Source organism: Pseudomonas sp. PsB (genome assembly GCF_043658375.1).
Lineage (GTDB): Bacteria > Pseudomonadota > Gammaproteobacteria > Pseudomonadales > Pseudomonadaceae > Aquipseudomonas > Aquipseudomonas putida_Z.
The window spans coordinates 120,455-131,986 of sequence record NZ_JBIGLU010000006.1; the positions used below are offsets into that span (position 1 = coordinate 120,455).

The following is an 11,532-nucleotide window of genomic DNA, read 5'->3' on the forward strand; positions in this document are numbered from 1 at the left end:
ACCCTGAAATTAGAAGTAGCCTTGGCGTTTCTTGTCTTCCATGGAACCGGCGCCATCGTGGTCGATGACACGGCCCTGGCGTTCGGACGTACGGGTCAGGAGCATTTCCTGGATGATGTCCGTCAGGGTCTCGGCTTCCGACTCGACAGCACCCGTCAACGGGTAGCAGCCGAGGGTACGGAAACGCACCTTCTTCTTGACGATGCGCGCTTTCTCTTCATCGGTGAGATGTTCGAGGATGCGCTCGTCGTCGATCATGATCAGGGTGCCGTTCTTCTCGATGACTTCACGCTCGGCGGCGAAGTACAGCGGCACGATCGGGATGCCTTCGAGGTAGATGTACTGCCAGATGTCCAGCTCGGTCCAGTTCGACAGCGGGAAGACGCGGATCGACTCGCCCTTGTTGACCTTGCCGTTGTACACGTTCCACAGTTCCGGGCGCTGGTTCTTCGGATCCCAGCGGTGCTTGCTGTCACGGAACGAGTACACGCGCTCCTTGGCCCGCGATTTCTCTTCGTCGCGGCGCGCACCACCGAAGGCGGCGTCGAAACCATGCTTGTCCAGCGCCTGCTTCAGGCCCTGGGTCTTCATGATGTCGGTGTGCTTGGAGCTGCCATGGGTGAACGGGTTGATGCCCTGCGCCACACCCTCGGGGTTGACGTGGGTGATCAGCTCCAGGCCCATTTCCTCGACCATCTTGTCGCGGAAGCTGTACATCTCCTGGAATTTCCACTGGGTGTCGACGTGCATCACCGGGAACGGCAGCTTGCCCGGGAAGAAGGCCTTGCGCGCCAGGTGCAGCATCACGGCGGAATCCTTGCCGATCGAGTACAGCATCACCGGGTTGTCGAACTCGGCGGCCACCTCGCGGATGATGTGGATGCTCTCCGCCTCCAGCTGTTTCAAGTGCGTCAGTTTGTCGACCATGGCTACTCACGAAAAACGATCTTATGGACGGCCTGCGGGCCGTGTTCGAGCGAGCCACTTTATCACAGCGGCTGCTTCTATTTAGGAGGCTGGCTAGATCGAAAAAGTCTAACGATATGACTGGGGGTTTGGGCTGGCAGGCCCGGTATTGGTCTCTGGACATGCATAGGATCTGTAGGAGCAGCCTTGTGCTGCGAAGAGGCTGTTACTGCCCAAAAAGCTCTTTTGCCTCACTGGCCTCTTCGCAGCACAAGGCTGCTCCTACAGGGACCGCGCCATCAACACTGTATCCGCGAAGAAGGCGACGCCGATATCAGATCGGGTTCGGGCAATCGATGAACAGGTGCTCCACAGCAAAGCGCCGCGCCAGGTAATCACCCAGCGCCTGTACCCCATACCGCTCGGTGGCATGGTGCCCGGCGGCAATGAAGCTGACGCCATTCTCGCGGGCACTATGGTAGGTCTGCTCCGACGCCTCACCGGTCAGGTACAGGTCCACCCCGGCCGCGATCGCCGTGTCGATGTAGCCCTGCCCGCCCCCGGTGCACCAGCCGACCCGGCGGATCATCTGCTCACCTTCGACCAGCAAAGGCTCACGCCCCAGCACCTCCCGCACCCGCCGGGCGAAGTCGCGGGCGGTCATCGGCTCGGCCAGCGAGCCGACCATGCCGACTACCTTGGGGTTCTCCGGGTCCAGCGGCCCTTCGACAGTAATGTCCAGCTGCCGCGCCAGTTGCACGTTGTTGCCCACCTCCGGGTGCACATCCAGCGGCAGGTGGAACGCCAGCAGGCTGATGTCGTTGTTCAACAGGGTCTTCAGCCGGCGCTGCCGGATACCGGTGACGCACGGGTTCTCGCCCTTCCAGAAGTAGCCATGGTGCACCAGCACCAGGTCGGCCTCGGCCTCGACCGCCGCATCCAGCAGCGCCTGGCTGGCGGTAACGCCGCTGACGATGCGGCTGACCTGCGGCCGGCCTTCGACCTGCAGGCCGTTGGGGCAATAATCCTGGATCTTCGCGCTGCCCAGGTAACGCTCGGCTTCCTCGACCAGGGTGTTCAGAGCGACGGCCATGAAAATCTCCTCGAAATCTGCGTTTTTCTCGGGCACAACGCCCATGCAACGCCCGTATAATGCCGGCCATTATGGGCCGTCGCCGGCACTGGGGGAACCGGTGTATGATCGCGCGCGCTCATGCCCCACCGCACGGTCACCGTCCCCCGGCCCTTTCCAGGATTCATTCATGTTCAAGGCTTTGCGTTATTTTGGCTGGCCCCTGCTTACCGGCGTACTGATCGCCATGCTGATCATCCAGCGCTTCCCGGAATGGGTCGGCCTGCCCAGTCAGGACGTCAACCTGCAACAGGCGCCGCAGACCTCGCGGATCATGCAGGGCCCGGTTTCCTACGCCGACGCCGTGACCCTGGCCGCCCCGACAGTGGTCAACCTGTACACCACCAAGGTGGTGAACAAGAGCGCCCACCCGTTGTTCGAAGACCCGCAGTTCCGCCGTTTCTTCGGCGACAACCTGCCCAAGCAGCGCCGCTGGGAGTCGAGCCTGGGCTCGGCGGTGATCATGAGCCCCGAGGGCTACCTGCTGACCAACAACCACGTCACCAGCGGTGCCGACCAGATCGTCGTGGCCCTGAAGGATGGCCGCGAGACCCTGGCCCGGGTCATCGGCAGCGACCCGGAAACCGACCTGGCGGTGCTGAAGATCGACCTGAAGAGCCTGCCGGCGATCACCATCGGCCGCTCCGACAACATTCACATCGGCGACGTGTCGTTGGCCATCGGTAACCCGTTCGGGGTCGGCCAGACCGTGACCATGGGCATCATCAGCGCCACCGGCCGCAACCAGCTGGGCCTGAACAACTACGAAGACTTCATCCAGACCGACGCCGCGATCAACCCGGGCAACTCCGGCGGTGCGCTGGTGGATGCCAACGGCAACCTGATCGGCATCAACACGGCGATCTTCTCCAAATCCGGCGGTTCACAGGGCATCGGCTTCGCCATCCCGGTGAAACTGGCACTGGAGGTGATGAAATCGATCATTGAGCACGGCCAGGTGATCCGTGGCTGGCTGGGTATCGAAGTACAGCCGCTGAGCCAGGAGCTGGCCGAATCGTACGGCATGAAGGACCGCCCGGGCATCGTGGTGGCGGGTATCTTCCGCGAAGGGCCGGCGGCAAAGGCAGGGTTGCAGCTGGGTGACGTGATCCTGAGCATCAACGGCGAGCCGGCCGGTGACGGGCGCAAATCGATGAACCAGGTGGCGCGGATCAAGCCCAACGAGAAGATCACCATCGAGGTGATGCGCAATGGGCAGCAGCTGAAGCTGATCGCCGAGGTGGGGCTGCGGCCGCCACCGGCGCCGGCAGTCGCCAAGGAAGAGAAGTAAGGCCGCGATCGGGTTTCTGGGGCTGCTTCGCAGCCCATTCGCAGCACAAGGCTGCTCCTACAGGAGATCGCATTTCCCTTGTAGGAGCAGCCTTGTGCTGCGAATGGGCCGCAAAGCGGCCCCTTTTGCATCAATGCAGGATCTGGCTCAGGAACAACTTGGTCCGGTCACTGCGTGGCCGGTCGAAGAAGTCATCCGGCGCCGCCTGCTCGACGATCTCGCCCTTGTCCATGAAGATCACCCGGTTCGCCACGGTCCGGGCAAAGCCCATCTCGTGGGTCACGCAGAGCATGGTCATGCCATCCTCGGCCAGGCCCACCATGGTATCGAGCACTTCCTTGACCATTTCCGGGTCCAGCGCCGAGGTCGGTTCGTCGAACAGCATGATCTTCGGCTTCATGCACAACGCGCGGGCAATCGCCACACGCTGCTGCTGGCCACCGGACAACTGCCCCGGGTACTTGTGCGCCTGCTCCGGAATACGCACCCGTTCCAGGTAGTGCATGGCGATTTCCTCGGCCTTGCGCCGCGGCATCTTGCGCACCCACATCGGCGCCAGGGTGCAGTTTTCCAGGATGCTCAGGTGCGGGAACAGGTTGAAGTGCTGGAACACCATGCCCACTTCGCGGCGGATGGCCTCGATCTGTTTGAGGTCGTTGGTCAGCTCCACACCATCGACCACGATGCGCCCCTGCTGGTGCTCTTCCAGGCGGTTTAGGCAACGGATGGTAGTGGACTTGCCCGAGCCGGACGGCCCGCACAGCACGATGCGCTCGCCCTGGCGCACGTTCAGGTTGATGTCCTTCAGCACATGGAACTGGCCGTACCACTTGTTCACGCCCTGCATCTGGATGATGCCTTCGGGGCCGGCAGGTTGCTTGATCGCTTCACTCATTTCGAAACTCCTAACGCTTGTGGCCAGTGTCCAGCTTGCGCTCCAGGTGCATGGAGTAGCGGGACATACCGAAACAGAAAATCCAGAACACCAGGGCGGCGAACACGTAGCCCTCGGTAGCCATGCCCAGCCAGGCCGGGTCGGCGGCGGCTTGCTTGACGCTGTTCAGCAGGTCGAACAGGCCGATGATGATCACCAGGCTGGTGTCCTTGAACAGGGCAATGAAGGTGTTGACGATGCCGGGAATCACCAGCTTGAGCGCCTGCGGCAGAATCACCAGGCCCATCGCCCGCCAGTAGCCCAGGCCCATGGCAGCGGCAGCTTCGTACTGGCCCTTGGGGATGGCCTGCAGGCCACCACGCACCACCTCGGCGATGTACGCCGACTGGAACAGGATCACGCCGATCATCGCCCGCAGCAGCTTGTCGAAGCTCATGCCCTCAGGCAGGAACAACGGCAGCATCACCGATGACATGAACAGCACGGTGATCAGTGGCACGCCGCGCCAGAACTCGATGAAGGTCACGCACACCACCTTCACCGCCGGCATCTTCGAGCGCCGGCCCAGGGCCAACAGGATGCCCAGCGGCAATGCGCCGACAATGCCCACGGTGGCGATCACCAGGGTCAGCATCAGCCCGCCCCACTGGCTGGTCGGTACGTTTTCCAGGCCCAGCACGCCCCCGTGCAGCAGGGCGTAGGCCAGCAGCGGGTACAGCACCAGGAAGCCCAGGCCGTAGAAGGCCTTGCGCGGGAAACGCTTGATGAACAGCGGCGCGGCGCCGAGCACGGCAAGCCACACGGTCAGGTCCACGCGCCAGCGCAACTCGGCCGGGTAGTAGCCATACATGAACTGGCCGAAGCGCTGCTGCACGAACACCCAGCAGGCGCCCTCCTTGGTGCAGTCGGCGCGGGTGGTACCGACCCAGTTGGCGTCAAGCAACGCCCACTGCAGCAACGGTGGCACGATCAGCCACACCAGGTAGATGGCGAACAGGGTCAGCAGCGTGTTGAGCCAGCTGGAGAACAGATTGGCACGCATCCATGCGAGCACGCCGACGGTTTTTACCGGTGGCGGCATGTCGGGTTTGAAAACATGGGCATTCACGGGCGTATCCTCACCGCTCGATCAGCGCAATGCGCTTGTTGTACCAGTTCATCAGCAGCGAAATGCTGATGCTGATGGCGAGATAGACACTCATGGTGATGGCGATCACCTCGATGGCCTGGCCGGTCTGGTTGAGCACGGTACCGGCGAACAGCGAGACCATCTCCGGATAGCCGATACCGGCCGCCAGCGACGAGTTCTTCGCCAGGTTCAGGTACTGGCTGGTCAGCGGCGGAATGATCACCCGCAGTGCCTGGGGGATGATCACCTTGCGCAGGGTCGGCCCCTCGCGCAGGCCCAGCGAGCGCGCGGCCTCGGTCTGGCCATGGCTGACCGAACGGATACCGGAGCGCACGATCTCGGCGATGAACGCAGCGGTGTAGATGGTCAATGCCAGGGTCAGCGCCAGCAGCTCGGGGATCAGTACCCAGCCACCGACGAAGTTGAATCCTTTCAATTGCGGCACTTCCCAGTGCACCGGGCTGCCGAACAGCAGTGCACAAACGCCCGGAATGGCGATGAACAGCGCCAGCCCCACCCAGAACTTGTGGAACGGCACGCCGGTCTCGTCGAAGCGCTTGTTGGCAAAGCGCACCATCGCCACGATGGCCAGCAGCGCCAGGAGCAGGGCCACGACGAACGGCCAGAAGCCTTCGGCCATGGACGCGCCGGGCATGTTCAGGCCACGGTTGCTGATGAAGAAGGTGTCGTCGATATTGATGCTGCCCCGCGGTCCCGGCAGGGTCAGGAACACGGCAAAGTACCAGAACAGGATCTGCAACAACGGCGGGATGTTGCGGAAGGTTTCCACATACACGGTCGCCAGCTTGTTGATCATCCAGTTCGGCGACAACCGCGCCACACCGATGATGAAGCCGAGGATGGTCGCCAGCACCACGCCGATGAAGGTCACCAGCAGGGTGTTGAGCAGGCCGATGACGAACACCCGCGCATAGCTGTCGGATTCCACGTAGGGGATCAGATGCTGGGCGATGCCGAAACCGGCACTGCGGTCGAGGAAGTCGAAGCCCGAGGTGATGCCCCGGTGTTGCAGGTTGGTTTGCGTGTTGTGGAACAGGTACCAGCCCAGACCGACCACGAAGACTATCGTGAGAATCTGGAACAGCCACGCGCGCACACGCGGATCGTTAAGGGACAAGCCCTTGGGTGCGCCGATTTGATTTTGCATGAAGTGCCCCGGACAGTAGGGATTCGAACAACCTGCGGCGGCGGGATGCCGCCGCAGGGTGCAGCCATCAGCGCACAGGTGGCGCGTACTGGATGCCGCCGTTGTTCCACAGGGCGTTCATGCCACGGTCGATCTTCAGGTCGGTGCCTTGGCCCAGGTTCTTCTCGAACACTTCGCCATAGTTGCCGACTTGCTTGACGATCTGCACTACCCAGTCCTTGGGCAGCTTGAGGTCCTTGCCGTACTCGCCGTCCGCACCCAGCAGGCGGGCGACGTCCGGGTTCTTGGTGCCTTTGGCCTCGGCCTCGACGTTCTTCGAGGTGATGCCCGCCTCTTCGGCGTTGAGCATGGCGAACAGGGTCCACTTGACGATGCTGAACCACTCCTCGTCGCCTTTGCGCACCACTGGGCCCAGCGGTTCCTTGGAGATGGTTTCCGGCAGTACCACGTAGTCGGTCGGCGCGGCCAGCTTGGAGCGCTGGGCGAACAGCTGCGACTTGTCCGAGGTCAGCACGTCGCAACGGCCGGACTCCAGCGACTTGGCGCTTTCGTCGGAGGTGTCGAAGGTGATCGGGGTATATTTCAGGCCATTGGCGCGGAAGAAGTCCGACACGTTCAGCTCAGTGGTGGTACCCGCCTGGATGCAGATGGTCGCGCCATCGAGCTCCTTGGCGCTGGAAACACCCAGCTTCTTGTTGACCAGGAAACCGACGCCGTCATAGTAGGTAACACCGGCGAATACCAGGCCCATGCCAGCATCACGCGAGCTGGTCCAGGTGGTGTTGCGCGACAGCACATCGACTTCGCCCGACTGCAGGGCGGTGAAGCGTTCCTTGGCGTTGAGCTGGCTGAACTTGACCTTGCTGGCGTCGCCGAACACGGCGGCGGCCACGGCGCGGCACACGTCGGCGTCGATACCAACGATCTTGCCCTGCGCATCAGGTACCGAGAAGCCTGGAAGACCGTCGCTCACGCCACACTGGACGAAGCCCTTCTTCTTTACCGCATCGAGGGTGGCGCCGGCCTGGGCGTTGCTCACGGCGCCCAGCGCGGCGGCAGCGGTCAGGACTGCCAGGGTGGTTTTCAACATCTTCATTCACAACCTCCAAATCGCTCTTGTTGTATCGAGCCGGAATTGCACCGCACCCTTTTGAGGCGTATCCGACCCGTATTGGCTTGTTATTGGGTCAATGGCGCAATGGACTGTTCTGTGACAGCCTTCGCGTGCAAAGGGTGTTACCGTCACGGCCTGCCCTTTGCATCATTGGTTGAATTGCAAAGCGCGTACCAGAATTTACGGCTGTAGCGTTTAAGCGCTCGTCAAGTAGGGAAAGTTGTATCGTTGCGACATTCTTTTTCCGACAATCATTTCCAGCGCCTTCTTTTCACGCACGCCATAACAAGACCCGCACACTTTCGGAGCAGTCATGACCAACCCGCTGATTCTCGAACCGCAGAAAACCGCAGATGCCTGTGTGATCTGGTTGCACGGCCTGGGTGCCGACCGTTACGACTTCCTACCAGTGGCCGAATTCATGCAGGAGCGCCTGCTCAGCACCCGTTTCGTCATGCCCCAGGCTCCAACCCGCCCGGTAACCATCAACGGCGGCTACGCCATGCCCAGCTGGTACGACATCAAGGCCATGACCCCGGCCCGTGCCATCGACGAGGCGCAGCTTGAGGAATCGGCCGAGCAGCTCATTGCCCTGATCAAGGCCGAGCAGGCCAAAGGCATCAGCCTGTCGCGGATCTTCCTGGCCGGTTTCTCCCAGGGCGGCGCGGTGGTGCTGCACACTGCCTATATAAAGTGGCAAGAAGCGCTGGGTGGCGTGATCGCCCTGTCCACCTACGCCCCCACCTTCAACGACCAGCATCAGTTGAGCGCCTGCCAGCAACGCACCCCGGCCCTGTGCCTGCACGGCGTGCACGACCCGGTGGTGATCCCTGCCATGGGCCGCACCGCCTTCGAGTACCTGAATACCTGGGGCGTCGCCGCCCGCTGGCACGAATACCCGATGGAACATGAAGTGGTGGTGGAAGAGTTGAGCGACATCCACGACTGGCTGAGCAAGCAATTGCAATAAGCCAGGGCCGCCTGTAGTTGTAAGGCTATTCCACTACGCCGCGCCTGAATCTTGCTTTACACTGCCCGGCGTACATTCCTTAACCAGTTGACGAGACGATCGTGCTCAAGGCACTCAAGAAAATTTTCGGCAAGGGAGACGCCGCGCCACAGGCCGTCGCTCCTGCTGCCAGCGTGACGCTGCCTGCGCCCGCACCCGCCAGCGAGGCCCAGCCTGCGGCAAAACCGGCCGCCCCACGCGCCACCCCAGCGCCACAGGCCGAACAGCCTGCCGCCGTTACGCCAGCCGCCGACAAGCCGGCCAAGGACAAACCGCGTCGCGAGCGCAAGCCCAAGCCGCAGGCCAGCCTGTGGAAACCGGAAGACTTCGTGGTCGAGCCGCAGGAAGGCAAGACCCGCTTCCACGATTTCAAGCTGTCCAACGAGGTGATGCACGCCATCCACGACCTGGGCTTCCCGTACTGCACGCCGATCCAGGCACAGGTGCTGGGTTACACCCTGCGTGGCCAGGACGCCATCGGCCGGGCCCAGACCGGTACCGGCAAGACTGCGGCGTTCCTGATCTCGATCATTTCCCAGCTGCAGCAGACGCCGCCGCCGAAGGAACGCTACATGGGCGAGCCACGCGCACTGATCATCGCGCCAACACGCGAGCTGGTGGTGCAGATCGCCAAGGATGCCATCGCCCTGACCAAGTACACCGGCCTGAACGTGATGAGCTTTGTCGGCGGCATGGACTTCGACAAGCAGCTCAAGGCCCTGGAAGCGCGCCATTGCGACATCCTGGTGGCCACTCCGGGCCGCCTGCTGGACTTCAACCAGCGCGGCGAGGTGCACCTGGACATGGTCGAGGTGATGGTGCTGGACGAAGCCGACCGCATGCTCGACATGGGTTTCATCCCCCAGGTGCGCCAGATCATTCGCCAGACGCCGCCGAAAAGCGAGCGCCAGACCCTGCTGTTCTCCGCCACCTTCACCGACGACGTGATGAACCTGGCCAAGCAATGGACCACCAACCCGGCCATCGTCGAGATCGAGCCGGAGAACGTTGCCAGCGAAACGGTGGAGCAGCACGTCTATGCGGTGGCCGGCAGCGACAAGTACAAGCTGCTGTACAACCTGGTGACCCAGAACAAGTGGGAACGGGTGATGGTGTTCGCCAACCGCAAGGACGAAGTGCGGCGCATCGAGGAAAAACTCGTGCGCGACGGCATCAATGCCGCGCAGTTGTCGGGCGACGTGCCGCAGCACAAGCGTATCCGTACCCTGGAGAACTTCCGCGAAGGGCGCATCACCGTGCTGGTGGCCACCGACGTGGCGGGGCGTGGCATTCACATCGATGGCATCAGCCACGTGATCAACTTCACCCTGCCGGAAGACCCGGACGACTACGTGCACCGCATTGGCCGGACAGGCCGTGCGGGCACCAGTGGTGTGTCGATCAGCTTTGCCGGCGAGGATGACTCGTACCAGCTGCCCGCGATCGAAGAGCTGCTGGGGCGCAAGATCAAGTGTGAAATGCCGCCGGATGAGCTGCTGAAGCCGGTGCCGCGCAAGCATCACTGATTCATCAGCGCTGGCCTGCCCTCTGTAGGAGCGGCCTTGTGTCGCGAAAGGGCCGCATCGCGGCCCCAGCAATCTCTGCATTAATGCTGAAATCCTGGGGCCGCCATGCGGCCCTTTCGCGACACAAGGCCGCTCCTACAAGGAATCAGCGCAGCCTTGGCTACCAGCGCCCAGCGGCATCCTGGTCACTCTGCTTCCCTTCCACCCACCGTGCCCCTTCCTGGGTATTTTCCTTCTTCCAGAACGGCGCCCGGGTCTTCAGGTAGTCCATGATGAAGTTGCAGGCATCGAACGCCGCCTGCCGATGGGCACTGGCCACACCGACGAACACGATCGGTTCGCCCGGCTCCAGCGCACCGATGCGGTGCAGCACCTCCACCTTGAGCAGCGGCCAGCGCTGCTCGGCCTCGACCACGATCTTGGCCAGGGCCTTTTCGGTCATGCCCGGATAGTGCTCGAGGAACATCCCCGCCACTTCACGGCCATCGTTGAAATCCCGCACGTAGCCGACAAAACCGACCACCGCGCCCACGCCGACATTCGCCGCGTGCATGGCATTGGTCTCGGCCCCCGGGTCGAACGCGCCTACCTGTACTCGCACAGCCATGTTCAGCCTCCGGTAACCGGCGGGAAGAATGCCACTTCATCGCCCTCTTCCAGCGGCTCATCGAGCTTGCACAGTTCTTCGTTGCGTGCACACATCAGGTTCTGCTCGGCCAGCACTTCGTACTGCCCGCCCTTGGCCACCAAGGCCTGGCGCACATCGTCGAGCACCTTGAACGCGCCCTCCACCCGCTCGAAATCCACACCCAGCAGTTCGCGGTAACGGGCGAAGTACATCACCTTGACCTTCATCACGCCTCCACCTTGTAGTGGCCGCTCTTGCCGCCGAGTTTTTCCAGCAGGCGCACCTGCTCGATGACCATACCTTTATCCACAGCCTTGCACATGTCATAGATCGTCAGCGCGGCAACGCTGGCGGCGGTCAGCGCCTCCATCTCCACGCCGGTCTGCCCGGCCAGCTTGCAGCGGGCGACGATACGCACGGCGTCCTGCCCCTCGGCGCTGAGCTCGACCTTGACGCTGGTCAGCATCAATGGGTGGCACAGCGGGATCAGGTCGCTGGTCTTCTTCGCCGCCTGGATCCCGGCAATGCGCGCCACGGCGAACACGTCGCCCTTGGGATGTTCACCGTCGACGATCATCTGCAAGGTCTGCGGCAACATGCGCACCCGCGCCTCGGCGGTGGCCTCGCGCTCGGTCACGGCCTTTTCAGTGACGTCGACCATGTTGGCCCGCCCCTGGGAATCAAGATGTGTCAGCACTGCTCTGCTCCTGTGAAGGGAACTTGCAGTGTAAACC

At 62.5% G+C, this 11,532-nt stretch carries 12 protein-coding genes; 3 read left to right on the forward strand and 9 right to left on the reverse strand.

The window, feature by feature from the left end; translation table 11 throughout:
- Positions 1-9: 9 nt before the first annotated feature.
- Both cysD and ACGLHT_RS10855 read right to left on the reverse strand, forming a co-directional pair.
- The gene (gene cysD, locus ACGLHT_RS10850; RefSeq protein ID WP_013974136.1) at positions 10-927 is read right to left on the reverse strand and encodes a sulfate adenylyltransferase subunit CysD; all 918 of its coding nucleotides are present in this window, start codon (positions 925-927) and stop codon (positions 10-12) included.
- A gap of 313 nt (positions 928-1,240) precedes the next feature.
- On the reverse strand, positions 1,241-1,999 hold the full coding sequence (locus ACGLHT_RS10855; RefSeq protein WP_137162375.1) for a Nif3-like dinuclear metal center hexameric protein: 759 nt from the start codon (positions 1,997-1,999) through the stop codon (positions 1,241-1,243).
- Between the two features lie 169 nt (positions 2,000-2,168).
- Here ACGLHT_RS10855 and algW point away from each other — a divergent pair, with 169 nt between their 5' ends.
- Positions 2,169-3,329, forward strand: coding sequence for a Do family serine endopeptidase AlgW (gene algW, locus ACGLHT_RS10860; protein ID WP_025340570.1), 1,161 nt, complete (start codon positions 2,169-2,171; stop codon positions 3,327-3,329).
- A 130-nt stretch (positions 3,330-3,459) separates the two neighbouring features.
- Here the strand turns inward: algW and ACGLHT_RS10865 are convergent, their stop codons facing one another.
- The 4 genes from ACGLHT_RS10865 to ACGLHT_RS10880 all read right to left on the reverse strand — a co-directional run bounded on the left by ACGLHT_RS10865 (position 3,460) and on the right by ACGLHT_RS10880 (position 7,617).
- The gene (locus ACGLHT_RS10865) at positions 3,460-4,224 is read right to left on the reverse strand and encodes an amino acid ABC transporter ATP-binding protein (RefSeq protein WP_003251792.1); all 765 of its coding nucleotides are present in this window, start codon (positions 4,222-4,224) and stop codon (positions 3,460-3,462) included.
- A 10-nt stretch (positions 4,225-4,234) separates the two neighbouring features.
- Entirely contained in the window at positions 4,235-5,332 is a 1,098-nt protein-coding gene (locus tag ACGLHT_RS10870) for an amino acid ABC transporter permease (RefSeq protein ID WP_025340571.1), read from the reverse strand.
- Positions 5,333-5,342: 10 nt separating this feature from the next.
- Positions 5,343-6,521, reverse strand: coding sequence for an amino acid ABC transporter permease (locus ACGLHT_RS10875; RefSeq protein WP_274120362.1), 1,179 nt, complete (start codon positions 6,519-6,521; stop codon positions 5,343-5,345).
- 67 nt (positions 6,522-6,588) lie between these two features.
- The gene (locus ACGLHT_RS10880) at positions 6,589-7,617 is read right to left on the reverse strand and encodes an amino acid ABC transporter substrate-binding protein (protein ID WP_085614304.1); all 1,029 of its coding nucleotides are present in this window, start codon (positions 7,615-7,617) and stop codon (positions 6,589-6,591) included.
- Positions 7,618-7,948: 331 nt separating this feature from the next.
- On the opposite strand from ACGLHT_RS10880, the gene ACGLHT_RS10885 reads away from it, so the two are divergent.
- Positions 7,949-8,605 (forward strand): alpha/beta hydrolase, encoded by a 657-nt coding sequence (locus ACGLHT_RS10885; protein WP_046616497.1) that lies wholly within the window; start codon positions 7,949-7,951, stop codon positions 8,603-8,605.
- Positions 8,606-8,706: 101 nt separating this feature from the next.
- Positions 8,707-10,170: an ATP-dependent RNA helicase RhlB gene (gene rhlB, locus ACGLHT_RS10890; RefSeq protein WP_025340574.1), complete on the forward strand. Its 1,464-nt coding sequence runs from the start codon at positions 8,707-8,709 to the stop codon at positions 10,168-10,170.
- A 160-nt stretch (positions 10,171-10,330) separates the two neighbouring features.
- Here rhlB and moaE read toward each other — a convergent pair whose 3' ends face one another.
- The 3 genes from moaE to moaC are packed head-to-tail and all read right to left on the reverse strand — an operon-like array spanning position 10,331 to position 11,495.
- Positions 10,331-10,777, reverse strand: a complete 447-nt coding sequence (gene moaE, locus ACGLHT_RS10895) for a molybdopterin synthase catalytic subunit MoaE (RefSeq protein WP_075046280.1) — start codon at positions 10,775-10,777, stop codon at positions 10,331-10,333.
- A gap of 2 nt (positions 10,778-10,779) precedes the next feature.
- The gene (locus tag ACGLHT_RS10900; RefSeq protein ID WP_274120381.1) at positions 10,780-11,025 is read right to left on the reverse strand and encodes a MoaD/ThiS family protein; all 246 of its coding nucleotides are present in this window, start codon (positions 11,023-11,025) and stop codon (positions 10,780-10,782) included.
- Positions 11,025-11,495 carry a cyclic pyranopterin monophosphate synthase MoaC gene (gene moaC, locus ACGLHT_RS10905; protein WP_003251775.1) on the reverse strand — a complete coding sequence of 157 codons (471 nt, stop codon included), beginning with the start codon at positions 11,493-11,495 and terminating at the stop codon, positions 11,025-11,027. Before moaC ends, ACGLHT_RS10900 begins: the two co-directional genes overlap by 1 nt.
- Positions 11,496-11,532 lie beyond the last annotated feature (37 nt).